This is a genomic window from Sphaerisporangium melleum (genome assembly GCF_014646695.1).
Classification (GTDB): Bacteria; Actinomycetota; Actinomycetes; order Streptosporangiales; family Streptosporangiaceae; genus Sphaerisporangium; species Sphaerisporangium melleum.
Genome location: NZ_BMNT01000004.1, coordinates 123788 through 148283 on the forward strand (window position 1 = coordinate 123788; position 24496 = coordinate 148283).

Here is a 24496-nt window from a genome sequence, read left to right on the forward strand (position 1 = left end):
GCCCATGCTCCACTTCTCCGAGAGCGAGTGGCGCACCTTCATCACGAGCCTCAAGAGCGCCCAACTCACCAACGGCTAGGTATCGGAGGCTACGAATGAACGCGCTGAACTGGCGCAAGTCCTCCTACAGCAGCGGCAACGGCGGCGACTGTGTGGAAGTCGCTCCTCTTGCCGAGGGTGTGGCCGTACGGGACAGCAAGCGGCCCACCGAGCCTGTTCTTCGCTGCGGCACGGAGGCGTGGCGGGCGTTCATCCGGGGAGTCGAGGCGCACCCGACTCTCAGGCGGTAACAGGCAGTGACCAACGTGTGAGCAGGGCGGCGGGGGCGAGTCCGAGGGCGAGGATGCCCGACTCCGGGCCTGCCAAGAGGGTGCCCGCCGCCCATCCGCAGATGTGTGCGTGTACAGACGTGTACGAGATCCTGCCCTGCTCGCGGGTCGGCGGGCGTCCGGGGGTGATTTCAGCCGTCTCGCTCTGGGCCGGGTAGGGGTCAGCGGACCTTGGCGGCTACGGGGGGGCTTACGCGGACGACGCCGGCGAGGTTGCGGGTGGAGATCGGGGAGATCTTCACGACGTCGCCGGTGCGGGGGGCCTGGAGCATCTTGCCGTCGCCCCAGAAGATCGCCACGTGCGAGATGTACCCGGGGTTGGTCGGGTCGCTGCGCCAGAACAGCAGGTCACCGGGCTGGGCCTGAGCCAGGGAGATCTGCGGCCCGGTGACCCACTGCTGGTGGGTGACCCGCGGCATGGTCACGCCCGCCTGGGCGAACGCCCACTGCACCAGGCCCGAGCAGTCGAAGGTGTCGGGCCCTTCGGCGCCCCAGACGTACGGGCGGCCGAGCTTGCTCGCGGCGGCGGTCAGCGCGACCCGGATCTGGTCGGCGGTCATGAACGAGCCGGACGGCCAGGTGGTGGTGGTCGTCCGGGACTGCGCGGGCGGGGTGAGCACGGGGTTGATCAGCACGATCTGACTGCCCTTGGGCAGCACCTTGAGCAGCCGCAGGCGCAGCGCGGCCGGGTCGGCGCCGGGCGCGCTGACGACCAGGGCGTTGTCGCGCGGAATGCCGAGCGCGCGGGCGGTGTCCCGGGAGACGACCGCGTTGATCATGCCCATGCCCATGGTCGCGTACGCGCCGACGCGCAGGCTGCGGGCGCCGCCGTTCACCGTGGAGCCCAGCTTGACGCCGCCGTCGTTGCCGAGGATGAAGGAGACCGCGACGTCTCCGGCGGCCACGCTGTTCCACAGGGCGTCGGAGCGGGCGGTGGCGCGCGGGGTGTAGGGGCGGAAGGTCGAGGGGTTGACGCCCATGGTCTGCACGCGCTTGCCGTCCATCATGACGTCGGCGGCGTCCACGACCTCGGCGGAGGCGACGCCCTTGCTGCCGCGCACCCGGTGCACGGCGGAGGCGGTCAGCGAGCGGGGCGCGACGACGAACAGGTGGGGCTTGCGCAGCGCGGCCAGCGGCGCCACCTGGGCGTGGGTGGTCGTGGCCGGGGGGTCGGCGGCCGTGGCGCCGCCCGCCGTCGCGGGACCGGCGCCCTGCGTACCGGAAGGGCCGGAAGGGCCGGAAGGGCCGGAAGGGCCGGAAGGGCCGGAAGAGCCGGAAGAGCCGGAAGAGCCGGAAGAGCCGGACGTGGGGCGGATGTCGCGGTGGACGGCGAGGTCGCGGGCGGCCGGGACGTACCCCGTGCCGCGCTGTGCCAGGGCGGCCTGCTCGGTCCGCTTGTCCAGCTCGCCGAGGACCATCAGGTCGGTGGCCAGCACGGCGACCAGGCCGGTGGCGATGGCGGCGACCGTGCGGCGCCGCAGCCTCGGCAGCACGCGGTGGCGCCGGGCGCGGCGCGGACGCGGGATGCCGGGGTGGTAGCTGAGGTCCTCGCGGACCTCGGTGAGCGCCCCGGTCAGGAAGCCCTGGACGGCGTCCACGCCGCGGGTGAGGCTGTCTCGGACGGCGGTCGAACCACGCGGTCGCCGATCGAGCACCTTGTAACCCCTTTTCGCCTTCTCTTGGCCGTCGCCTGTCAGGTCGCCGCCGAGCACCGTGGCTCCCGGCCGTGGAGCCTCAACGAGCGTGCCCTATGTCCGCCGTAACGTCCAGGAGATTCGGGCGGTTCACGAGTGACTCGTCCGTCAGTGACCGATTGTCGCGAACTCCACGCCCGTTGTCCGCCGAACCACGCACAGTTCGCCGAACGCACGACATGTGCCGGCATGACTGATCCGCCGGAGCAGGGCTCCGGCGGATCGGGGCGTACCGGGTTCGCCGGCCGACCCCCTGGTGCGGGAGCCGCTGGACGTGGGCGGCTAGTTGCCGATGTAGGGAACGGCCTCGAGGATCTCGACGGTGTTCGTCCGGCCGTTCGGCATGGTGTAGGTGGCCTTCTCGCCGATCTTCTTGCCGTTGATCGCGGCGCCCAGCGGGGAGCGCGGCGAGTAGACATCGATCGGGGCGCCGCTCTCCTCACGGGAGGCGAGCAGGAACGTGACCTCGTCATCGTCGCCGGCGAACCGGATGGTGACGGTCATGCCGGGGCCGACGATGCCTTCGGCTCGGGGGGCCTCGCCCACCCGCGCGTTGTCGAGAAGCTGCCGAAGCTGGAGGATGCGGCCCTCCATCTTGCCCTGCTCCTCCTTGGCGGCGTGGTAGCCGCCGTTCTCCCGGAGGTCGCCTTCTTCGCGGGCGGCTTCGATCTTCTTGGCGATGTCGACACGCCCGGGCCCCGAGAGATACTCAAACTCCGCCTTCAGGCGGTCGTACGCCTCCTGCGTCAGCCAGGCGACGTTCTCTTCGCGGGAGTCGACCACGGGTTCTCCTTGCGTACTCGTGCGAGTTGCGAGCGTCCGAATTCCGGGAGAGTAACAAATTAACCCGGGCGGACGCTTTCCCAAAAGTCTCATTGTACGAGATAGCAGTGCTGCACGTGGCCCGAAGTGGCGCGGGCGGTGGTGTCCACCCGCTCGGTCAGCCGGACGTCCTCCTCCCCGGGCGGGATCGTGACGTCCCGCGTGCCGACCTCGACGTGATCCACGTCGGTGGCGCGCAGCCGGCACACGGCCGTGCGGTCGGCGGGCTTGTGAGCCTGGAAGGTTATCGTGATCGAGTTCGGCCCGTCCACGGTGAAAGCGATCGTGAGGACGTCCGTATTTCCCTTCGCGGCCATCATGACGTAGCCCCAGCCGCCCATGGCGATCGCGATAAAGATCCCGATGACGACGAACGCAATGGTCCGTCCGACACGCCCGGATCTGGCGGAACGCTCCGGAAACGAGTCTGGGGTCCCCAGGATCGGCTGGTCCACGTGCGGACCGACACGTCTATCGGTCATGGTGGAATCTCCCAGCGGTCCCTTGTCGTTGCACGAGACAATTGTCCCCTGCGGAGGCTCCGCTCTACGCGCCGCCCCCGGAACCAGCCCTCCGGGGGAGTCCCGGCCTGGACACTTGAGGAGAACCGAGCCGTGAGTGCACCACTCAGATTGATGGCCGTTCACGCACACCCCGACGACGAGTCGAGCAAGGGCGCCGCCACGATGGCGCGCTACGTCGCGGAGGGCGTCGAAGTGCTCGTCTGCACCTGCACGGGCGGGGAGCGGGGCTCGATCTTGAACCCCAAGATGGACTTGCCGGACATCCTGGAGAACATCACCGAGGTGCGCCGCCAGGAGATGGAGCGGGCCCGCGAGATCCTCGGCGTGAGCCAGAGGTTCCTCGGCTTCGTGGACTCGGGTTTGCCGGACGACGAGACCGAGCCGTTGCCCGAGGGGTGTTTCGCCGTGCAGCCGCTGGAGGTGGCCGCCGCGCCCCTGGTCGCGGCCATGCGCGAGTTCCGGCCGCACGTCATCTTGACCTATGACGACGACGGCGGCTACCCGCACCCCGACCACATCATGACCAACAAGGTGTCGGTGGAGGCGTTCGAGGCGGCGGGCGACCCCGACCGGTACGTGGGCCTCGGCGAGCCCTGGCAGCCGCTCAAGCTGTACTACCACATGGGGTTCACGCGGGAGCGGTTCGAGGCCCTGCACCAGGCCATGACCGAGCGCGGCATCGGCTCCCCGTACGGCGACTGGATCGCCCGCTGGGAGGACCGCCCGCAGAAGTGGGAGGTCACCACGCGGGTGCCGTGCGGCGACCACTTCGAGACCCGCGACCAGGCGCTGCTCGCCCACGCCACCCAGGTCGACCCGGACGGCTTCTGGTTCGTCTGCCCGACCGGCCTGCAGCAGGAGATCTGGCCGACCGAGGACTACCACCTGGCCCGATCGCTGGTCGACACCGAGCTTCCCGAGAGCGACCTGTTCGCGGGCATCGGCGCCGAGCAGTGCGTCCCCGCCGCAGAGGTCTCGCACGCCAACCGCTGAGAGAGGTGCGGCCCCCTGGTGGCAGACTTGACGTGTGACTGAATTCGCCGCACACGTAGCCGCCGCCGCACAGGGGGCCGCGGCCGCGGCCGCCCCGATCGGTCCCGGTCTCATCGGCTTCCTGGTCGTGGCCGCGATCGGTCTCGCGTTGTACTTCCTGGTGAAGTCGATGAACAAGCAGATCTCGAAGATCCAGGTTCCGCACGAGGCCGAGCTGCGGAAGGCGGAGCGGGAGAAGGCCGGCCACGCCGGCTCGACCTCGGCCGCCGCGCCCGACACCTCGTCCGAGCCGCGGGCCGACGGGTCCCGCTGACCGCCCCGCCCGCGAGAGGAAGCACACATGACCGAGACCGTCGAGGTCGCCGACAACCCCGCCGCCGCCCGTTTCGAGATCACTGTGGGCGGCACGCTCGCCGGTTTCGCCGAATACCGCCAGAAGCCCGGCAAGACGGTCTTCACGCACACCGAGATCGCCCCCGAGTTCGAGGGGCAGGGGCTCGCCAGCCGGCTGATCCGGGACGCGCTGGACGCCACCCGCGCCGCGGGCCGCGCCGTGGTGCCGCTATGCCCGTTCGTCGCGCGCTACATCGAGCGCCACCCCGAGTACGGCGACCTGGTGGCCAAGGCGGCGTCGGCCGACCCCGCCCAGTCGGCCGAGACCGCCGGGCCCGCCGCCCACTGAAGGCCGCGCCCCGGCCGGGTGTACCAGCAAGGCCTCCGGATGTGGTGGAGACGCCACATCCGCAGGTCTTCACGGCCCGCGCCGGCGCCCGGCTGATCGGTCACCGGCCGTGGCCGCTCACTCGGGGGACCACGCCCGTTCCAGGGCCTTCGGCAGGCCCCACCAGCCGAGCGCGGTGAGCACGGTGTGGTCGTCGACGATGCCGAGCTCCCGCCAGAGCGGGGTCACCGACGTGAACAGCGACTCGGTGGTCTCCAGATCTTCGGGATCGTCCATGTCCACGTCGATGTCGTCGGACTCGGCGACCAGCCGGGCGATGCGCTCGGGCGAGGCCAGCACCCCGGGGCCGCGCCGGGCGAGGGCGGCCACGGTGGCGAGCCAGTCGGCGTGGTGGATGGTGCACAGGGCGGCGAGCGCGGCGTCCTCCTGGCTCAGCTCGCCTTCAAGGTCCCAGAACTGGTGCTCGTCCTCGTCCTGCAGGTCGGAGACCGGGGAGGCCACGCCGGCCGCGACGGTCAGCCACAGCTCGGTGTCGTCCTCGGGCAGCGGCTCGCCGTCCAGGCCCGCGCAGGCCCGCAGCACGTTGCCGGGGTACCCCGGCTCGGTCAGCAGCGCGCGCAGCCGTCCGGCGGCGGCGGCGAGCTCCGCGGAGGGCAGCGACGGCTCGGGAAGGTCGGCCAGCACCCGGCGCAGCTCGCTGAGCGCGAAGGCCTCCTCCTCGTCCCAGCTCGCGAACAGCTCCTGGTCGAGCTCGTCGCTGACCGCGGCGCCGGGCACCCGGCCGTCGGGCAGCGGCGTGGCCAGCCAGCGGTCCTGGATGCGCTCGTAGACCTCGCGGGCCGCCGAGTCGCCGGCCACCAGCCGGTCGGGGTCGATCTCGCCGCTCTCGACGCGCTCCTCCAGGTGGGCGACCAGCAGCTCGTACAGCTCGGTCGCGACCGGGCCGCGCTCGCCCTCCTCGGGCCAGACGAAGTAGTCGCGGGTGATCAGAATGGGCTCGGTGCCGGTGGCCTCCAGCCATCGCTGCACGTCGCCGACCGTCGCCACGCCGTTCTCGATGGCGGCGAGCGTGGCCTTCACCGAGTCCCAGAACGCGGCCGACAGCGGGTTACCGGCGGCGAACATCGCGCGGCGGAGATCGGGGACGGCCACCAGGGCCTGGCCGCTCGGGACGGCGAGCAGCGCCCGGGCGACGTCCCGCCGGGTGAGGCGGGCCGGGGGTCTGCCTGCGTGTTCGCTGACGAAGTCCATATCGACGGTCACGTCCCGTGAGCCTACGCCCCCGCGCCCGAAGGCGACAGCACGACCGGGCCCGGGGGCAGGCCGTGCTGGGCGGCGATCGGAAGGCGACCCTAAAAACGTGGTCAGAGGATGAAAAGCCCTAGTTATCTCGGCTGACCTGGGCAAAAGGTCAAAAGAGGAGACCTGAGCCGAGGAGGGCCCATGACCGTGAGCCAGACGTCGCGAGAACGCCGTGGCATACCATCGACGTCCGAGTCCAACGGTGATCTCATACAGCTGGACACCCCCGTCGTCAGCCTGCACGTCCACCGCCCGCACATGCCGCGGATGCCGCGGATGCCCGGCATGGCGCGCATGTCGCCGCAGCGGGAGCAGGAGATGGGCCGGGCGATGGAAACGGCCAAGACCTTCCTTCCACCGCCGGACCGCCTGCTGTACTACGGCGGCCTCGGCGCGCTCGCGGCCCTCGGGATGATCGAGTGGCCGATCGCCGTCGCGGTCGGCATCGGAACCGTCATCGCGACCCGCGCCGCCGGTGGCCGGCGGGGCATGGGCGGCATGCAGCAGGAAGGCGGCATGCAGCGGGGACGCGCGGGCCGCATGGAGATGCCGGGTCAGGCCGGTGAGGAAACCGAGACCCCGCGGGCCACGCGGCCCTCCCGGACGCGTACGACCGCCACCACGGGCCGCACGTCCAGGACGACCGCCTCCCGGGCCGGCACCAGCACCTCACGGACCGGCACCACCACCTCACGGGCTCGCACCGCCGCCTCACGGGCCGGCACCACCGCGTCGCGTGCCGGCGCAGCCGCCCAGAAGCAGCCGGAGACCGGCTGACCCGTCGCCCCGGACCGGTGGCCGTGCAGGTCCGTTGGGCGCGCACGGTCGGCCGGCGTCACCGGCGGGGATGCCGGGACGTGCGCGCAAAGCGGGACGCGGAGGCGTCTCATCAAGGGGTCATGAAGCGTCTCAGACAGGATTCAACGCGCTGACCTGGGCATACTTACCGACGATCGATCAGGCCGCACTATCTGGCGGCCTGATCCGTGTGTTGGGGCGAAGGTCCGCTGGAGGCGTTGGTGTTCCTGCTTCGTACGCTGAGGGGTCCCGCCGGGCTGGTGGCGTCGCTGCTGCCGGAGTCGGTACGCGCCGCCCTGCCTTTTCCCCGGCAGGTGCACGACTGCCCCGGCGGGTTGCGCATCGAGGTCCGCAAGGTCGGCGCAGCCGGGAGCGCCCGCGAGACGCGACTGCTGGAGGAGCGCCTGGGCCAGGTCGCGGGCGTGACCCGCGCCGAGGTGAACGGCGCGCTCGGCTTCGTCTACGTCGGCTGCGACCGCGAGGTCACCGCCGTCCGCGAACTGCTCGACGTGGTCAACGAGTACGACGTCGAGCCCGAGCCCGCCGACGGTGACCGGGGCCGCACCGGCCGGCACGCGGTGGAGCACCAGGCCCGCGCGCTGATGGAGCTCGGCGCGGGACTGTTCGGCGCCGGGGCGGCGGTGGCGGGCCAGGTGACGCACGTCGCCCGGGTGCCCGCGGTGCTGCCCGCCCTGCTCGGGCTCGTGGAGTCCACGCCACGCGTCCGGCACGAACTGGAGCGCCGCGTCGGACGTCCGACCGCCGACCTGATCTTCGCCTACACGCGTTTCACCGCGCTGACGCTCGCCCTGCGCCCGATCGGCCTGTTCATCGACTCGCTGTCGGCGGCCGGCCGGCTGGCCGAGGCGACGACCGGGCGGCGGGCCTGGCAGGCCAGGGAAGCGGAGTTCGCCACCCAGAAGGGTACGTACCGCCATCTGAGGGCCGCGGTCACCGCGCGCCCCGTCCCGCTGCCCTACGGCCCGATCGAGCGGTACGCCGACGGGCTCAGCGTGGGCGCCCTGGCCTCCTACGGCGTGACCGCCCTGATCAGCCGGGACCAGGAGCGGGCCCTGGCCATGCTGATCGGGCAGACGCCGAGAGCGGCGCGGCTCGGCCGGGACGTGTTCGCGAGCTCGGTCGGCCGGGCGGTCGCCGGCCGCGGCGGCCTCATCGTGCACCGGGAGGCGGTACGCGGCATGGACCGCGTCGACACCGTGGTCTTCGACGCCGACACGCTGACGATGCCGTCCTGGACCGTCAGCGAGGTGATCACGCTCGACCATGACGCCGGCGTGGACGCCGACGAGTTGCACGCCCGCGTCTACACGCTGCTGGAGGGCGCGGACGCCACCACCCGGCGGGAGCAGGGCGACTGGGCCGCCGAGCCCGCCCCGTCGGCCCCCGCCGAGGCCGCCCACTGGCCCGACAAGGGCGTGCTCCCGGTCACCGTCACCTACCAGGGCAGGCCGGTCGCCGTGGCCGGCGTGGTGCCCGAGACCCACCCGTACGCCGAGGCGCTGATCGGCGCGGCCTGCGGGTGCGAGACCGTCATCGCCGGGGGTGACACCGGCCTGCCGATGCGGCTCGGGGTGGCGCGGCGCGTCGAGGGCGGCGACCACCTGGCCGAGTCCGTCCGCAGGCTGCAGGCGCAGGGGCACGGCGTCGCCCTGGTGAGCGGCCGGTCGCGCGCGGGGCTCGCCGAGGCCGACCTCGGCATCGGCGTGCTGTCCCAGCGGGCCCGTCCGCCCTGGGACGCGGACGTGCTCGGCGGACCGGAGGTGGTCCACCTGCTGCTGCGCTCCCTGGCGGTGGCCAGGAGGGCCAGCATGCGCAGCGTGAAGGTCTCCGCCGGTGGCGCGGCGCTCGGCACCGCGCTCGCCGTGCTCGGCCCGGCCACCGGCTCGGTGCCCCGCGTCCAGCTCGTCGGTGACTGCACCGCGCTCGCCACCCTGGTGATGGGCATCTGGTCGGGCCGCAACATCGCGCGCGGCCGGCTGCCCCTGCGGGTCGACCGCACCCCCTGGCACGCCCTGCCGGTGCAGGACGTCCTGACCAGGGTGTCCTCCACCCCGGCCGGCCTGTCGGCGGCCGAGGCCGAGCGCCGCCGCAGCGGGCCGGCCCGCAAGCGGGTCGTCGTCGCCCCGTCCTTGGTGCGCGCCACGATCGAGGAGCTCGCCAACCCGCTGACCCCGATCCTCGCCGCCGCCGCGGGCCTGTCGGCCGCCGTGGGGTCGGCGCTGGACGCCGCCCTGATCGCCGGGGTGCTCGGCGTGAACGGCCTGATCGGCGGCGCGCAGCGGACCGACGCCGACCGGGCACTGACCCGGCTGACCGACGCCACCGCCGTCCCGGTGCGGCTGCGCCGCCCGGAGGGCGCGGTGGACGCCACGGCCGACGACCTGGTGCGGGGAGACGTGATCGAGCTGCGGGCGGGCGACGCCGTGCCCGCGGACTGCCGGCTGATCAAGGCGCGCGGCCTGGAGGTGGACGAGTCGCCGCTGACCGGCGAGTCGCAGCTCGTCGCCAAGTCGCCGGCGCCCACCGCGGCGCTGGCCGTGGCCGACCGCACCTCCATGGTCTACCAGGGCACCACCGTGGCGGCCGGCAACTGCCTGGCCGTCGTGGTGTCCACCGGCACCGGGACCGAGGCCGGGCGCACCGCCGAGCTGGGCGGCCGGGAGGCGCCGCCCACCGGCGTGGAGCTGCGGCTGCGCCGGCTGAGCCGCCAGATCATGCCGGTGGCCCTGGGGTCGGGCGTGGCGCTGATGGCGATGAACCTGCTGCGCCGCATGCCGCTGGCCGCCGCCGTGGCCCCTGCGGTGAGCCTGGCCGTGGCCGCCGTGCCGGAGGGGCTGCCGTTCATCGCCACGGTCGCCGAGCTGGCCGCGGCCCGCCGGTTGTCGACCCGGGAGACGCTGGTGCGCAACCCTTCGACGATCGAGGCGCTCGGCCGGGTGGACGTGCTGTGCTTCGACAAGACCGGCACCCTCACCGCCGGGCACATCACCCTCGGCCGGATCTCCAACGGGCGGGTCGAGCACCCGGTGGAGGCCCTGCCCGCGGACTTCCGGCGCATCCTGGCGGCGGCCCTGCGCGCGGGACCGCAGGTGGAGAACGAGCGGCTCGTCCCGCACCTGACCGACCGCGCGGTGCTGGAGGGCGCCGGACGGGCCGGGGTCCGGCCGTCCGAGGGCCTGGACTTCTGGCGGCGGGTGGACGAGCTGCCCTTCGAGCCCGCCCGGGGCTACCACGCCGTGCTCGGCGCGACCGACCCGCAGGGCGGCTCCCACCTGCTCAGCGTGAAGGGCGCGCCCGAGGTGGTGCTCACCCGGTGCACGACGTGGTGCGGCGACGGGGAGGTGACGCCGCTGGACCATGACGTGGCCGCCGAACTGGCCAAGGAGATCGACCAGCTCGCCCAGCAGGGCTACCGCGTACTGGCCGTGGCAGAACGCCGGGCCTCCGACCGCCGCGACCTCGCCGAGTCGCGCATCGCCGACCTGTGCTTCCTGGGCTTTCTGGGACTGGCCGACCCGGTGCGGCCGACCGCCGCACGGAGCGTGGACCGGCTGACCCGCGCCGGCGTGCGGGTCGTCATGGTCACCGGCGACCATCCGAGCACGGCGGAGGCCATCGGCGCCGAGCTGCACCTGCTCAACGGCCTGCGCGTCATGACCGGCCCGGAGCTGGACCAGATCGACGACTCCTCGCTCGCCGAGGTGCTGCCCGAAGTATCGATCTTCGCCCGGGTCACCCCGGCGCACAAGGCGCGGATCGTCGAGGGCCTGCAGAAGGCGGGCAAGGTGGTGGCGGTCACCGGCGACGGCGCCAACGACGCCCCGGCCATCCGGCTGGCGGACGTCGGCGTGGCGCTCGGCTCGCGAGCCACGGCGGCCGCGCGCGCCGCCGCCGACGTGGTGGTGACCGACGACCGCATCGAGACGATCGTGGAGGCCATCGTCGAGGGCCGGGCGATGTGGAGTTCGGTACGCGGCGCGCTGGGCATCCTGCTCGGCGGCAACCTCGGCGAGATCGCCTTCACCGTCGGGTCGAACCTGCTCACCGGGCGCAACACCCTGAACGCGCGGCAGTTGCTGCTGGTGAACCTGCTGACCGACATGCTGCCCGCACTGGCGATCGCCGTCCGGCCGCCGAGCTCGACCAGCCCGGAGCGGCTGCTGCAGGAGGGGCCGGAGGCGTCGCTCGGCGCGGCCCTGACCCGCGACATCTACGCCCGCGCCGCGACCACTGCGGCCGCGGCCGGCGCGTCCTGGCTGTTCGCGCGGGCCACCGGCACTCAGGGGCGGGCCGACACGGTGGGCCTCATCGGGCTGGTGTCGGCGCAGCTCGGGCAGACGCTCGCCGTCGGCGGGCGGGATCGCACGGTCTTCCTGGCCACGGCGGCGTCGATGGCGCTGCTCTTCGTCGCGGTCTCCACGCCTGGCGTCAGCCGGGTGTTCGGCTGCCGGCCGGTGGGCCCGCTGGGGTGGGGCATCGGCCTGGCGTGCGGGGCCGCCGCCGCGGTGGCCGCCCGGCTGCTCGAACCCGCCGACCGCGAGAGCGGCACGGTGGGAGGGGCGGTGGCGGAAGCGCTCTGATCAGCGCGGGAGCGCGGTCATCAACTGTTCACCTGTCGTACACTCGCAGACGGACATATGGCTACATACATGGCTTTTCATGTATAAAGCAGTCGTAGCCCCTTTCTGTGAGGTTCCGGTGTACAACTTCCTTGCCGCTGTACTCGCCAAGGCAGCCGTGATCCTGGTCGAGGCCCTGGTCATCCGCCTGGTCCAGACCTGGGTCGAGAAGGCCATGCCCGAGGCCGCCTGACCACAGGCCGCCCGCACCGGCGTCAACCGGCCCTCCGGCCGGCCGCCGTTCCACGTCACCCGGCGCACCGCCGGACGACGGTCCACACCTCCGGCGGTCCCGTCATGCCCGGGCCACGCCCCGCACGGGTCTTACCGGGTGCTCCACCCGCCGGACCGGCCGTGCCGGGAACGCGGGGAGCGGTCCGCCGCCGGGGACGGCCGGGCGCACGCGTGGCCGGATCGCGCCATGATTGACCCGTGGAGGTTCCGGTGCGAGAGCGGCCCTATGTGCTGCTGTCGGTCGCGACGTCGATCGACGGCTTCATCGACGATGTCTCCGACCGGCCGCTGGCCCTGTCCAACGAGGCCGACTTCGACCGCGTGGACGAGGTGCGCGCCGGGTGCGACGCCATCCTGGTCGGCGCGGGCACCATCCGCGCGGACGATCCCCGGCTCGTCGTCCGCTCCCCCGCCCGCCGCGCGGAGCGGGTGCGGCGCGGGCTGTCGGAGACCCCGCTGAAGGTCACCCTGACCGGCCGCGGCGACTTGGACCCCGAGGCGCGCTTCTTCAGGCTCGGCGACGTCGAGAAGATCGTGTACGCGGCCGGCCCCGCCGTCGAACGGACCCGCGCGACCCTGACCGGCCGCGCCACGGTCGTCGGGGCCGGTGACCCGCTCGACCCGCACCGGGTGCTGGCCGACCTGGCGGCGCGTGGCGTACGCCGGCTCATGGTCGAGGGCGGCACCGCCGTGCACACGCTGTTCCTGGCCGCCGGCCTGGTCGACGAGCTGCACCTGGTGATCGCCCCGTTCTTCGTCGGCGACCCGGCCGCTCCCCGCTTCGCCGGCCCGGGCGACTTCCCGTACGGGCCGGCCGCGCCCATGCGCCTCGCCGAGGCCCGGCCGATCGGCGACGTCGTCCTGCTGCGCTACCTTCCGCCGGAGCGGCTCCATGCCTGACCACGCCTCCTCGCCCGAGGCCGACCGGCGGTGGCTCGCGCAGGCCGTCGCGCTCGCCGCCGCGTGCCCGGTCTCGACCACCGCGTTCGCCGTGGGCGCCGTCATCGTGGCCGGCGACGGCACCGTGCTCGCCACCGGCCACTCCAGGGAGACCGGCCCGCACGACCACGCCGAGGAGGCCGCCCTGGCCAAGATCGACCCGGGCGACCCGCGGCTCGCCTCGGCGACCCTCTACAGCTCGCTGGAGCCGTGCAGCACGCGGGCGTCCCGTCCGCGCAGCTGCACCGAGCTGATCATCGCGGCCGGCGTGCCGCGCGTGGTGTTCGCCTGGCGCGAGCCCGGCGTGTTCGTCGACTGCGTCGGCGCCGAGACCCTGCGCGAGGCCGGGGTGGAGGTCGTCGAGATCCCCGAGCTGGCCGCCGCCGTCCGGGAGGTCAACGCTCACCTGTTCCGCTGACCGGCCGGCTCACCAGCCGACGACCGGGTACCACCCGTAGCCGAACATCGCCGGCAGGCGCACGTCCCAGTACAGGACGGTGAACGCCCCGGCGACCAGGAACGACACCGCGGTGATGGTGACCAGGCGGGCCGGCCTGGCCGCGAGCCAGCGGGCGAACCCGCCGCGGAAGGCCACGGTGAGCAGGGTGAACAGCAGCGCCATCACCACGATGTTGCCCAGCGACTGCAGGACGAAGACCCCGGCACCGTACAGGGGGTTGTGCGTCTCGGCGGCGTAGGTGAACAGCTTGTGGAACAGCGGGAACGGCCGGCCGATGAGAAAGCCGCCCACCAGCGCGCCGAGCACGACCAGGCGCGCGTGCGGCACGCGGTGCTCCAGAGCGGCCAGCGGGTCGGGCACCAGCCGCAGCGCGGCCAGGCCCAGCCAGACGAACACCAGGCCGATGATCCCGAAGACCACGCTGGCCTGCAGCAGCCGCACCGGCAGCCCGTCGCCCACGGTCGCGTCCGACAGTTGCGGCAGCCGTTCCCCGAGCAGGGCGCCGATCGCCCCGTACACGGCGCTGACCACGATCATGCCGAGCGCGAGCCAGCCGAGCGGGCGCAGGGTCGCGCCCACCCTGTCGCGCCAGGAGGCGCCGTGCCGGACGAGCGGCACCACCGCGCCGAAGGCCGCCACGTTGCACGCGGTGAACGTGCCGGCCAGGCCGGAGACGAACGCGAAGACCGCGCCGGCCACCGCGCTGCTGATCGCGGTGGCCTTGGCGTCGTGGCCGAGCAGCGTGTTGGCCACGTTGTCACCGATCACGCTGTCCACGAAGTGGAACGACCAGAGGGAGGCGAGGACCGCGCCGGCGAGCACGCTCAGCAAGACCAGGCGGCCACGGTGCGCGGGCGACTCGGCGGGGGAGGAGAGATGGTCACGGGGGGCGGATTCGGCGAGCGTCATGACACGTCCTTGAACAGGGGGAACACCGGACGGAGAGCTTGCTGATCAATGTGCGCTGCTCCCTGACTCTGAGCGGCTCTTCGTCCGCCGTCAAGAGGGCGCCGCCACTCTGGGGGATCAACGGGACACGCTGGGGCCGGGGAAGGTTCCGGGGTCGGCCGAAGCTCGCGTATCGTCCGGTTAAGCTGCACGGCGGGCCATTCACGGCACCCCAGCACCCGTAAGCCGAGCGAGAGGACGTGGCATGTACAAGGAGTTCATGGTCGAGGCCGTGATGTGGCTGATCCCGGTGGTGATTCTGCTCGGCATCGCCTGGCTGGTCACCTCGACCGCCTGAGCCCCCCTCCCCCGATCTTCCAGACTTCGAGACGGCGCCGCCCGCGACGGGCGCGCCGTCTACTCTCGTGCGGGGCGAGCCGCGGGCGAGGCACGGACGGCGGCCGCCGAACCTGCACAGCGAGGTGTCACAGTGCTCGAAATTCTCGGGGTCGACCACTGGGGTGAGGAAGCGTACCTGGCGCTGATCGACGGCAACCCGCTCACGGCGGACGAGCTCGCCGGGGTCACGACGATCGAACGTGATCTGCTCGGCGCGGTCCTTCAGCGACTGGAGGACCGCGGGCTGATCTCCCGGGTGCCCGGCCAGCCCGTGCGGTACGCCGCGCTGCCGCCGGAGACCGCGATCGAGGTGTTACTGCTGTCGCGGGAACGCGACATCAAGCGGGTGCGGGCGCTCGCCCACCACCTGGGGGAACGGCACCGCAGCGCCCGTTCGGGGCGCGACGCCGCCGAGCTCATCGAGGTGATCTCCGGGCCGGACGCGGTGGCCCGGGCCGGCCAGCAGCTCCTGCGCCGCGCGCAGAAGACCATCCGGGGCATCGACCGCCCGCCGTACGCGCGGGTGATCGACGGCGAGCGGGTGTCCTCGCACGTCAACGTGGAGCACAGCGTGCACAGGCGCTTCATCCACGAGCACGGCACCCTGCGCCTGCCCGGCCAGACCCGGCACCTGGAGGCGAGCGTCGCCGCCGGGGAGGAGGTGCGCGTCCTCGCCGACGTGCCGATGAAGATGATCCTCGCCGACGACGACCTCGGGCTGATCCCGCTGCGGGCCACCCCGCGGGTGCTCGACTCCTGCATCCTGGTGCACCCGTCCTCGCTGCTGGACGCGCTGTCCACCCTGTTCGAGACGCTGTGGCGGCAGGGGCAGCCGTTCCTGCCCGGCCGCGCGGGCGACGGCCGGCAGTCCACGTCCCCGGGCGCGGCGGACATCCAGGGGGACGAGCCGCTGAGCGAGGAGGAACGGCGGATCATCGCGCTGCTCGCCCTCGGTTTGCCGGACGAGGCGATCGCCCGCCAGCTCGACATCGGCCACCGCACGGTGCAGCGGCGGATCCAGGCACTGATGGTGCGGCTGTCGGCCACCAGCCGCTTCCAGGCCGGCGTGCTCGCCGCCCGGCGCGGCTGGTGGGACCCCGACGCCGTCGGCGCCTGAACCGGCGCCGCTCGTGGCGGGCCGCCCCCTCGGGGAAGCGGCTCTGTGCGTGAGCGCCTCGATGCTCAAGGGCGCTGGGAGGCCGTCCCCGGGAGAGGAGTGGTCCTCCCGGAGACGGCCGGTTCGTACGCCGTTCCGGCCCGCCCGATCAGCGCCGGGCGGGCCGGGGCGACGGCCGGGCTATTTCGGCGGGGTGACCCGCAGCTCCACCGGCACGGTGACCAGCGGGTACGGGACGTCGCCGCCGACGGTCACCGCCGCCGTGTACGCGGTGCCCGGCGAGGTCACCCGCCGGCCGGCCGCCAGTTCGACGGTGACCTTCGTGGTGTGCCCGGGTTCCAGCCGGGTCGCGCCCGCCCGTGCCGACAGCCACGGCACATCGGCGTACGGCCGGTCGTAGCCGGGCAGCCGCCGCACCACCGCGCTCGGCGCGCCGGTCGCCAGGTCCGTGCCGCCGACCAGGTAGAACCCGGGGGCGCCGACGGCGTAGGCGGCCGTCGTCGTGGCGTTCGGCAGCGCCGTCCAGGCGTCGGCGGCCGGGTCGTAGGCGTAGCCCTCGTTGGTCACGGCGCCGATGCCCATGCTGTAGCCGGTCGAGACCAGCAGCCGGCCGTCGCCCACCGCGTACGCCGAGGCGGCCAGGTCGAGCGGCAGGTCGGCGATGGGCGACCAGGCGTTCGCCGCCGGGTCGTAGGCGTAGCCCTTGACGGTGGTGCCCATGCGGGTGGAACCGCCCGCGCAGTACAGCTTGCCGCCGATGCCGCCGCAGGACAGCCGGGCCACGCCGTAGGGGTAGGACGCCGCCTTGCTCCACCGGTCGGTGGCCGGGTCGTACACCATGACGTCGCGGTTGTCGCAGGTCTCCATCCCGCCGTCCGCCATCCGGCAGCCGCCGACGACGTACAGCCTGCCGTCCAGCGCCGCGACGCCGGAGCCGCCGAACGGCGCGGGGTTCGGGGCGAGGGTGCGCCACGTGGCGGTCGCGGGGTCGAAGACCTCGGTCGCCTCGACCGTGCCGCCCATGGCGTTGCGGCCGGAGGTGAGGTAGAACCGGCCGTCGATGAACGCCCCTGCGGCGTCGGCCCGCCGGTACACCGGGCTCGGCAGCGTGGTCCACCGGCCGGTCTTCGGGTCGTAGGACACAAAATGGCTGGAGAAGTTGGTGGTCTGCTCCGGTGTCCGGCCCAGGCCGGTGTACAGCTTGCCGTCGTGGGTCCCGGCGACCGAGCCGCCGGCCGGCACCGGCAGGTCGGCGACGTCCTGCCAGGCGGTGCCGCCGCCCGTGGCGGTGACCGCGCCCGGCACGGCGGGGCCGGCCTTCGCGCCGTACCCGCCGGCGATCTCCGGCATGATCTGCTCGCGGGTCACCTTGATCCGGTTCAGCGGCGCTCCGGTGGCGGCGGCGTCCGGCCCGGGGCGTTCGCCGAGCGCGAGCGTGGCCGGCGCGGTGCCGGTGTTGCGCACGGTGAAGGTGACCTTCCGCTCCCCACCCCACGGGACGGAGGCGGACAGCCCCGCCGGGGAGACGGCGAGCCGGCCGGCCCTGAGCGGGAAGTCGGCCCGCGTGACGCCACGCCCGGCGACCTTCACGTTCGCGGCCAGCGCCGGGTAGTGGAAGGCCGCCTTGTCGGCGGTGACCCGCCGTGTGCCGGTCCGCGGAGAGAACAGCCAGTACAGCCCGTCGCCGAGGGCCGGGTCCTCCGGAGCGGCCACGCTGGTGACGGCAGCCGCGCCGGGCGCCGACACGGTGGCGCCGGTCAGGCCCGCGCCGGTGTTGGCGTCGGTGACCCTGCCCACGACCAGCCCGCCCTGCGCCGGGCCGAAGGTCCGGGTGCCGACGGCGACCCGGTCGATCTCCCAGATGTTGCCGAGGCTTCCCGCGTAGTGGAAGCGGATGCGCACGTCCTTCTTCCCGGCGAACGGTGCCAGCGAGACGGTGACGTGCTCCGGCCCGACCAGGCTGGGCGGCGAGCGCCACAGCGTGTACCAGTTCGCGCCGCCGTCGAAGCTGACGTCCATGTCGGCGTCCGGCACGTTCAGCCGCTGCACCGGCGGGAAGTGCGTGTCGAACTCCGCCACCGGCGACTTCTCGGCCGACAGGTCGAAGGACGGGCTGATCAGCTCGGTGTCCACCTCCGACCAGCCGTGGTGGAAGTCGTCCACGATGGCGAAGCCGCCGCCACCACCGGTCTGGTTGGACCGGCCGAGCGGGTCGTCGAACTCCCAGCCGCCGTTGCCGATGTTGTCCTTGACGGTCCAGCCGCTGGGGGCCGTCCGCCCGTCGAAGTCCTGCAGGCCGCCGCCGTGGTAGCTCAGCGTGTACCCGGGGGCGTTCGCCTTGGCGGTGTCCACCGGGACGGCGACGTCGGCGGTGGCCGGCCGGGATCCGAGCGCGACCTTCCGGGTCGCCGGCAGGTAGCCGGGGTAGTTCGCGGTCACGGTGAGGGTGTAGGTGACGTCCTTGGGCAGCCGCAGGCTGTAGCGGCCGGTCGCCGGGTCGGTGTACACCGGCGCGCCGGGCACCCCCTCGACGGTGACCTTGGCGTACAGCGGCCAGCCCTGGCCGCCGCCGTCGGTGACGACGCCCGAGACGGTCTGCGCGGGCAGCGGCTGCAGCGCCGCGTCCTTGGTGAGCGCGGCCCCGTCGGCCAGGGTCACCCCGGCGAGCGTGAGCTGCTGGTACCCATAGGCGCTGATGGTGGCCTGGTAGGTGCCCACCGGCAGGGCCAGGCGGTAGCCGCCGTCCGCGCCGGTGGTCGCCGAGTGCTCGCCGTACTGGACCAGCACCCCGCTCAGCGGCTTCCTGGTGGCCGCGTCGGTGACCATCCCGGAGATCGTCCCGTGCGGGCCGCCGCGGAAGGCCGCGACGCCCTTGGGGGTGCCGAGACCGGTCGGCCCGTCGTAGCCCTGCCCGGCCACGCACAGGTAGGCGGGCTGGCAGTCCGGCGCGGTGCCGAAGCCGCACAGCCCCGCCGGGCAGCTCGCGTCGTCGCCCTCGGTGACGTCGTACAGCGCGCCGGTGGCGGCGTAGGGGTAGGAGTTGGCGTCACTGTCGGCCACCGGAGTGCCGGCCAGCGCGTACACGCCCGTGATGATCGGGGAGGCCGCGCTGGTGCCGCCGTACACCGCCCACCCGGTGTCGGAGTAGCTGTTGTACACCGCGACACCGGTCACCGGGTCGGCCACGGCGGCGACGTCGGCGACCGTGCGCCCCGCGCAGCCGGTGTCGGCCTGGAAGGCGGGCTTGGCCGCGTACCGCGAACAGCCGGAGCCGGGGGCGCCCCAGCGGTCGTTGCCGTCTGCGGACTTCCAGGTGGAGTTCCACACCTTCTCCGACCAGCCGCGCGCCGTGCCCTGGTCCCGGACCAGCGACGTGCCGCCGACGGCGGTCACGTACTGCGAGGCCGCCGGGTAGGAGACGCCGTAGCCCAGGTCGCCGGAGGCGGCCACGACGGCCACGCCCGGGTGGTTGTAGTGCACGTCGAGCGTCCCCTGGTCGGGGTACTCCTGCGCCGTGCCGTAGGAGTTGTTGACGAACCTCGCGCCCAGCGCGACGGCCTGGTCGACGGCGGTGCCCAGGTCGTCGGGGTAGTTGCTGTCCGCCACGACGAGCAGCAGGTTCGCACGCGGGGCGATCGCGGAGACCATGTCCAGGTCGAGGGCGACCTCGCCGGCCCAGCCCGGGTCGGGCTCGGGATAGTCCGTGCCGCCGCGCTGGTCGACCTTGCGGAAGCAGCCGTTGGCCGTGGTGCACGGCGGCAGGCCGTACTGGGCACGGTAGACCGCGAGGTCCGCCTCGGCGGCCGGCGCGTCGAACGCGGCCACGACCGCGATGGTCTGCCCGGCGCCCCCGTCTCCCGGCAGGTCGTAGGCGCTGCGCAGGTCGGCCGGGCCGTACCCGTCGGGAGTGGCGCCGGCCTTGCGCGCGGCGTCCCCGGCCGGACGGCCCCGGCGCATCGCGAAGCAGCTGAACCTGCCCTCGGCGGGGGCGTCGCACAGCGGCCGCGCCGCGTCGGCCGCCTTGGCCGCCTCGGCGGCCCGGTCCGATGAGGGAGCCGGATCGGAAGTGGGGTCCGCGTCCGGGGTGGTTCCCGCGCCGGAGCCGGCCGAAGCGGAGTGGGCACCGGACGCGGCCGAGGTCGACGCGGCGGGAGTGGGCTCGGCCCGCTCGGCCGAGGCCGAGATCGCCGCGGAGGACGCGGTCGCGGCGGACGAGGTGGCCGCGGCGGCGAGCGACGGCTCCGATGTCAGCGCGAGCGCGGCCAGGACGACGGCCGTGAGGAGGACGGAGCGACGGCGGCCCCTCCTCCGTCCCGGCCGAGGCCGTGGTTCTGGTCCTGTCCAGGTACGCAAGGGGGACGGCTCCTGACTCTCCAAGGGGGGCCGCCGGCGGGGGCCGGGCAGCGGAGATCGTCAATCTTCCGAGCCGAAAATCTGACATCCGGGGTAACAGCGTCAACATCGTCGAGCGGCGGGATGCTGCCGTGACGCGTTCACGCCAGCGCCGCCCCCCGTTCACCACCCCCTTACGGCCACCCCTCCAAACCCAATTCGGTCAGGTGGTGGGGAGGAGGACGCGGAGGGTGGTGTGGCCGGGGCGGGTGTCGACGGTGACCGAGCCGTGGTGGGCGGCCACCACGGCCTTGACGATGGCCAGGCCCAGGCCGCTGCCGCCGGAGGCGCGCGAGCGGGCCTTGTCGGCGCGGACGAACCGCTCGAACAGCTCGCTCCTGATCTCCTCCGGGATGCCGGGCCCGTCGTCGCTGACGGCCAGTTCGGCCTGGCCGGAGCCCGTGTCCCGGACCGAGACGGTCACGGTCGTCCCCGGCGGGGTGTGCGCGCGGGCGTTGCCGAGCAGGTTGACGACGACCTGGTACAGCCGGTCGGCGTCCCCGGCCAGGGTGACCGGCCGCTCCGGGAGCTCCAGCCGCCACTTGTGGTCCGGGGAGGAGACCCGGGCGTCCCCGGTGGCGTCGATCGCCACCCGGGTGAGGTCCACCTGGTCGCGGGCCAGCGGCCGGCCGGCGTCCAGGCGGGCGAGCAGCAGCAGGTCGTCGACGAGCTTGCCCATGCGCGCCGACTCGGCCTCGATGCGCTCAAGGGAGTGCCGCACCTCCGCGGGCACCTCGCCCGGGTTGCGGCGGGCCAGCTCGACGTGGGCGCGCACGGTGGCGAGCGGCGTGCGCAGTTCGTGGCTGGCGTCGGCGGCGAAGGTCCGCATCCGCTGCTCGCTGGCGTGCCGCTCGGCCAGGGCCTCCTCGACGTGGCCGAGCATGCGGTTGAACGCCGCTCCGACCTGGCCGACCTCGGTGCGCGGGTCCTCGTCGGGCACGCGGTGCGGCAGCGTCACCGCGCCGCTCGCGAGCGGGAGCGTGCTGACCCGGCGGGCGGTGGCGGCCACCCGTTCGAGGGGGCGCAGCGACAGTCGTACCCAGATCGTGCCGGCGACCCCGGTGAAGATCATGATGCCGGCGAACATCACCAGCTCCGCCAGTTGCAGCCGGTGCACGGTGGACTTCACGCCCTCCAGCGGCAGCCCGTTGATCAGCACGTCCCCGTCGCCGCCCTCGAACGCCCGGACGCGGTAGTCGTCCAGCGTCGGCAGCTCGACCGTGTGGGCCTGCCCGTCCACCGGTACGGCGGCCAGGATCGCCGCGTCCCCCGCGGAGAGCACCGAGCCACCCCGGTCCGGAGGCACCGCGCCACGCTGCGAACTCACCACGGCCGCGTCGGTCACCCGGCCGTCCAGCAGGCGCGCGCCCAGCGTGCCGGGAGCCTGCCCCCGGCTGTCGCCGTGCTCGCCGTACTCCTCCTCGTGCTCCAGGCTGGCCGCGAACCGTCCGCCCGCCGTGGCGAGCTGCTGGTCCACCCGGTCCACCATGAAGCGCTGGAGCGCGATCGAGGTGGCCACGCCGATCACGGCGCAGGCGAGCGCGAGCAGCACCAGCACCCCGGCGACCAGCCGGGACCGCAGGGTGTAGGAGCGCAACGGGCGCAACCCGTAGGGCCGGGACAGGCCGGGCAGGCGTCGCAGGGCCCGGAAGCGCGCTGATCGCGTGAGCGGAGACGAGGGCGGCGGAGAGGTCACGGCCGGCTCACGGGCGCAGGACGTAGCCGACGCCACGCACCGTGTGGATCAGCGGCGGACGCCCGGCGTCGATCTTCTTGCGCAGGTAGCTGATGTACAGCTCCACGACGTGCGCCTGCCCGCCGAAGTCGTAGGACCAGACCCGGTCCAGGATCTGCGCCTTGCTCACCACCCTGCGCGGATTGCGCATGAGGAAGCGCAGCAGCTCGAACTCGGTCGGGGTCAGCTCCACCAGCTCGCCGCCCCGGGTGACCTCCCGCGCGTCCTCGTCCATCACCAGGTCGCCGACGACCAGCCGGTGCCCCTCGGCGCTGCGGGCCACCCCGGCGCGGCGCAGCAGGCCGCGCAGCCGGGCGAGGACCTCCTCCAGGCTGAACGGCTTGGTGACGTAGTCGTCGCCGCCCGCGGTGATCCCGGCGATGCGGTCCTCCACGGCGTCCCTGGCGGTGAGGAACAGCACGCACACGTGCGGCGACTCGGCCCGCAACCGGCGCAGCACCTTAAGGCCGTCGAAGTCGGGCAGCATGACGTCGAGCACCACCGCGTCCGGCTGGAACTCCCGGGCCGTGGCGACCGCGGCGGTGCCGTCGGCGGCGGTGCGCACCTCCCAGCCCTCGTAGCGCAGCACCGCGCTCAGCACCTCGGCGAGATCGGGCTCGTCGTCCACGACGAGAACCCGGACGGGAGTGCCGTCCGGACGCAGCAGTTCGGGCAGGTCATGGGAAGTCGCGCGCATAGTGCTACCAGGTTCCTCCCGCTCACCGGCCGTTGGCTCTGCGCCACCTCTGAGAATCCTATGAATCGTTCGGCGTGCTCCCGCTTCAGAGGGAATCGAGAAGTTCAACTGGCACGGTGGGTGACATATCGGATGAGAGGAACCCCCGTTGACCACCATCCACGCCGAGAGGCCGACCGCCCCGGGCAGGCACCAGGCCGTACCGCCCGGTGGCGCCCGCGCCCACCCGGTCGCCGTACTGGCCGTCATCGGCGCGGGCGCGCTCGCCGTGCTCGGCCTGTGGTGGGCGAACACCCCCGCCGTCACCGGCCTCGGCGACGCGCTCACCGGCGCCGGCCGGATCACCGGACTGCTCGCCGGGTACGCCATCGTGGTGCTGCTGGCCCTCATGGCACGCGTCCCCGCGCTGGAACGCGGCGTGGGCTCCGACCGGCTGGCCCGCTGGCACGCCATGGGCGGGCGGTACACCGTCGGGCTGGCCGTCGCGCACACCTTGCTGATCATCTGGGGCTACGCGGTGACCGACGCCACCGGGCTGGTGGACGAGACGATCACCCTCAACCTGAGCTACCCCGACGTGCTGAAGGCCACCGTGGCCGTGCTGCTGCTCGTCGGCGTCGGCGTGATCTCGGCCCGCGCGGTGCGGCCCCGGCTGCGGTACGAGACCTGGTTCCACCTGCACTTCTACACCTACCTGGCGGCCTACCTGGCGTTCGGGCACCAGCTCGCGACCGGCGCGGAGTTCCAGGACGCGCGGCTCGCCCAGGCCGCCTGGTACGGGCTCTACCTCGGGGTCGCGGGCCTGCTGCTCTGGTACCGGTTCCTCACCCCGGTGCGGCAGTCGCTGAAGCACCGGCTCCGGGTCGCCCAGGTCGTCCACGAGGGTCCGGGGATCTTCTCGGTGTACGTCACCGGGCGGCGGCTGGACCGGTTGCGGGCCGAGCCGGGGCAGTTCTTCCGGTGGCGCTTCCTCAACCGCCACCTGTGGTGGTCCGCCAACCCCTACTCACTGTCGGCGGCCCCCCGCCACGACGTGCTGCGGATCACCGTGAAGGACCTCGGCGACCACAGCCGCGAGATCACCCGGCTGCGTCCCGGCACCCGCGTGATCGCCGAGGGCCCGTACGGCGCGTTCACCCCCGCCCGGCGCAAGGGGCACAAGGTGCTGCTCATCGCCGGCGGAGTGGGCATCACCCCGCTGCGCGCCCTGTTCGAGGCGATCCCCGCCGCCCCCGGCGACCTGACGCTGCTCTACCGGGCGAGCAACCCCGATGACCTGGCGTTCCGCGCCGAGCTGGAACAGATCGCCGCCCAGCGCGGCGCGGCGCTGCACTACAGCGTCGGCCCGCGCGCCGAGATCGGTGAGCCGTTCACCCCCGAGGTCCTCAGCGGGCTGGTCCCGCAGCTCCCCCGTCACGACGTCTACGTGTGCGGGCCGGACGGTATGACCCGTGACGTCATCGCCGCCCTGCGCGCCGCCGGAGTACACAGGCGGCGCATCCACCACGAGTCGTTCGAGTTCTAGTGCCGTGACCGCTCTCCTTCGCCGCGTGTCCTCTTCCCGTCCCTCCGATGGGGTCCTCCACCGGTCACCGCACGGGCGACCTACGGACGTAGGCGGGTCCGCCGGTCCCACCTGGTGTTCCGGCTTTCCCCAGCGGTCTCGCAGGTCCCCGGGACGTCGGCTCCGCCCGACCTGCCGAGCCTTACGAAGCTTCTGAGCCGCCCATGTCCTGCGGGCCTGTCGAACCGACCTTCGGGCCCACAGGAGTCCTTCCGGGCTTGCGAGCCCTTCGAGTTCCAGAGAGATCTTCATGCGCAGAGCGATATTGGCCGTGCTCGTCACCGCCG

18 protein-coding genes are annotated in these 24496 nt (G+C 73.3%); 10 read left to right on the forward strand and 8 right to left on the reverse strand.

The annotated features are described in order from the left end of the window. Nucleotides 1–95 precede the first annotated feature (95 nt). Nucleotides 96–290: a DUF397 domain-containing protein gene (locus tag IEY93_RS04740; protein WP_189161708.1), complete on the forward strand. Its 195-nt coding sequence runs from the start codon at nt 96–98 to the stop codon at nt 288–290. Nucleotides 291–490: 200 nt separating this feature from the next. Here IEY93_RS04740 and IEY93_RS04745 read toward each other — a convergent pair whose 3' ends face one another. The 3 genes from IEY93_RS04745 to IEY93_RS04755 all read right to left on the reverse strand — a co-directional run bounded on the left by IEY93_RS04745 (nt 491) and on the right by IEY93_RS04755 (nt 3300). Further along, the gene (locus IEY93_RS04745) at nt 491–1984 is read right to left on the reverse strand and encodes a C40 family peptidase (RefSeq protein ID WP_203968005.1); all 1494 of its coding nucleotides are present in this window, start codon (nt 1982–1984) and stop codon (nt 491–493) included. A 321-nt stretch (nt 1985–2305) separates the two neighbouring features. Then, nucleotides 2306–2806, reverse strand: coding sequence for a transcription elongation factor GreA (greA, locus tag IEY93_RS04750; RefSeq protein WP_189161709.1), 501 nt, complete (start codon nt 2804–2806; stop codon nt 2306–2308). Nucleotides 2807–2895: 89 nt separating this feature from the next. Further along, nucleotides 2896–3300, reverse strand: a complete 405-nt coding sequence (locus IEY93_RS04755; RefSeq protein ID WP_229690862.1) for a DUF4307 domain-containing protein — start codon at nt 3298–3300, stop codon at nt 2896–2898. 180 nt (nt 3301–3480) lie between these two features. Between IEY93_RS04755 and mca the strand changes: the two genes are divergently transcribed. From mca to IEY93_RS04770, 3 genes are read left to right on the forward strand one after another with little or no spacing between them, the layout of a single operon-like run. Beyond that, nucleotides 3481–4362, forward strand: a complete 882-nt coding sequence (mca, locus tag IEY93_RS04760) for a mycothiol conjugate amidase Mca (protein WP_189161711.1) — start codon at nt 3481–3483, stop codon at nt 4360–4362. A 34-nt stretch (nt 4363–4396) separates the two neighbouring features. Then, nucleotides 4397–4675 carry a hypothetical protein gene (locus tag IEY93_RS04765; RefSeq protein ID WP_189161712.1) on the forward strand — a complete coding sequence of 93 codons (279 nt, stop codon included), beginning with the start codon at nt 4397–4399 and terminating at the stop codon, nt 4673–4675. Between the two features lie 27 nt (nt 4676–4702). Next, nucleotides 4703–5044, forward strand: coding sequence for a GNAT family N-acetyltransferase (locus IEY93_RS04770; RefSeq protein ID WP_189161713.1), 342 nt, complete (start codon nt 4703–4705; stop codon nt 5042–5044). Nucleotides 5045–5161: 117 nt separating this feature from the next. Here IEY93_RS04770 and IEY93_RS04775 read toward each other — a convergent pair whose 3' ends face one another. After that, a complete protein-coding gene (locus tag IEY93_RS04775; RefSeq protein WP_229690863.1) occupies nt 5162–6307 on the reverse strand; it encodes a hypothetical protein in 1146 nt (381 codons plus the stop codon). A gap of 180 nt (nt 6308–6487) precedes the next feature. Between IEY93_RS04775 and IEY93_RS04780 the strand changes: the two genes are divergently transcribed. The 4 genes from IEY93_RS04780 to IEY93_RS04795 all read left to right on the forward strand — a co-directional run bounded on the left by IEY93_RS04780 (nt 6488) and on the right by IEY93_RS04795 (nt 13375). Continuing rightward, nucleotides 6488–7123 (forward strand): hypothetical protein, encoded by a 636-nt coding sequence (locus IEY93_RS04780; RefSeq protein WP_189161714.1) that lies wholly within the window; start codon nt 6488–6490, stop codon nt 7121–7123. Nucleotides 7124–7365: 242 nt separating this feature from the next. Further along, nucleotides 7366–11745 (forward strand): cation-translocating P-type ATPase, encoded by a 4380-nt coding sequence (locus IEY93_RS04785; RefSeq protein WP_189161715.1) that lies wholly within the window; start codon nt 7366–7368, stop codon nt 11743–11745. A gap of 471 nt (nt 11746–12216) precedes the next feature. Continuing rightward, nucleotides 12217–12918: a RibD family protein gene (locus IEY93_RS04790; protein ID WP_229690864.1), complete on the forward strand. Its 702-nt coding sequence runs from the start codon at nt 12217–12219 to the stop codon at nt 12916–12918. Continuing rightward, nucleotides 12911–13375 carry a deaminase gene (locus IEY93_RS04795; RefSeq protein WP_189161716.1) on the forward strand — a complete coding sequence of 155 codons (465 nt, stop codon included), beginning with the start codon at nt 12911–12913 and terminating at the stop codon, nt 13373–13375. The genes IEY93_RS04790 and IEY93_RS04795 overlap by 8 nt, the downstream gene beginning before the upstream one ends. 9 nt (nt 13376–13384) lie before the next feature. Here the strand turns inward: IEY93_RS04795 and IEY93_RS04800 are convergent, their stop codons facing one another. Beyond that, entirely contained in the window at nt 13385–14326 is a 942-nt protein-coding gene (locus IEY93_RS04800) for a hypothetical protein (RefSeq protein WP_189161717.1), read from the reverse strand. 469 nt (nt 14327–14795) lie between these two features. Between IEY93_RS04800 and IEY93_RS04805 the strand changes: the two genes are divergently transcribed. After that, complete coding sequence (locus IEY93_RS04805; protein ID WP_189161718.1) at nt 14796–15821, forward strand: helix-turn-helix domain-containing protein; 1026 nt, start codon at nt 14796–14798, stop codon at nt 15819–15821. A 180-nt stretch (nt 15822–16001) separates the two neighbouring features. Here the strand turns inward: IEY93_RS04805 and IEY93_RS04810 are convergent, their stop codons facing one another. The 3 genes from IEY93_RS04810 to IEY93_RS04820 form a co-directional block, all read right to left on the reverse strand. Next, on the reverse strand, nt 16002–20174 hold the full coding sequence (locus IEY93_RS04810) for a carboxypeptidase regulatory-like domain-containing protein (protein WP_203968006.1): 4173 nt from the start codon (nt 20172–20174) through the stop codon (nt 16002–16004). 202 nt (nt 20175–20376) lie between these two features. Next, nucleotides 20377–21909 carry a sensor histidine kinase gene (locus tag IEY93_RS04815; protein ID WP_229690865.1) on the reverse strand — a complete coding sequence of 511 codons (1533 nt, stop codon included), beginning with the start codon at nt 21907–21909 and terminating at the stop codon, nt 20377–20379. 7 nt (nt 21910–21916) lie between these two features. Then, nucleotides 21917–22645: a response regulator transcription factor gene (locus tag IEY93_RS04820; protein ID WP_189161719.1), complete on the reverse strand. Its 729-nt coding sequence runs from the start codon at nt 22643–22645 to the stop codon at nt 21917–21919. Between the two features lie 148 nt (nt 22646–22793). Between IEY93_RS04820 and IEY93_RS04825 the strand changes: the two genes are divergently transcribed. Next, nucleotides 22794–24170, forward strand: a complete 1377-nt coding sequence (locus tag IEY93_RS04825; protein ID WP_203968007.1) for a ferredoxin reductase family protein — start codon at nt 22794–22796, stop codon at nt 24168–24170. Nucleotides 24171–24496: the final 326 nt, after the last annotated feature.

Excerpts from the sequence above, each read along its gene's own strand:
- IEY93_RS04740 (WP_189161708.1), top strand. The coding sequence starts at position 96 with ATGAACGCGCTGAACTGGCGCAAGTCCTCCTACAGCAGCGGCAACGGC.
- mca (WP_189161711.1), top strand. The coding sequence starts at position 3,481 with ATGGCCGTTCACGCACACCCCGACGACGAGTCGAGCAAGGGCGCCGCC.
- IEY93_RS04770 (WP_189161713.1), top strand. The coding sequence starts at position 4,703 with ATGACCGAGACCGTCGAGGTCGCCGACAACCCCGCCGCCGCCCGTTTC.
- IEY93_RS04780 (WP_189161714.1), top strand. The coding sequence starts at position 6,488 with ATGACCGTGAGCCAGACGTCGCGAGAACGCCGTGGCATACCATCGACG.
- IEY93_RS04795 (WP_189161716.1), top strand. The coding sequence starts at position 12,911 with ATGCCTGACCACGCCTCCTCGCCCGAGGCCGACCGGCGGTGGCTCGCG.
- IEY93_RS04800 (WP_189161717.1), bottom strand. The coding sequence starts at position 14,326 with ATGACGCTCGCCGAATCCGCCCCCCGTGACCATCTCTCCTCCCCCGCC.
- IEY93_RS04820 (WP_189161719.1), bottom strand. The coding sequence starts at position 22,645 with ATGCGCGCGACTTCCCATGACCTGCCCGAACTGCTGCGTCCGGACGGC.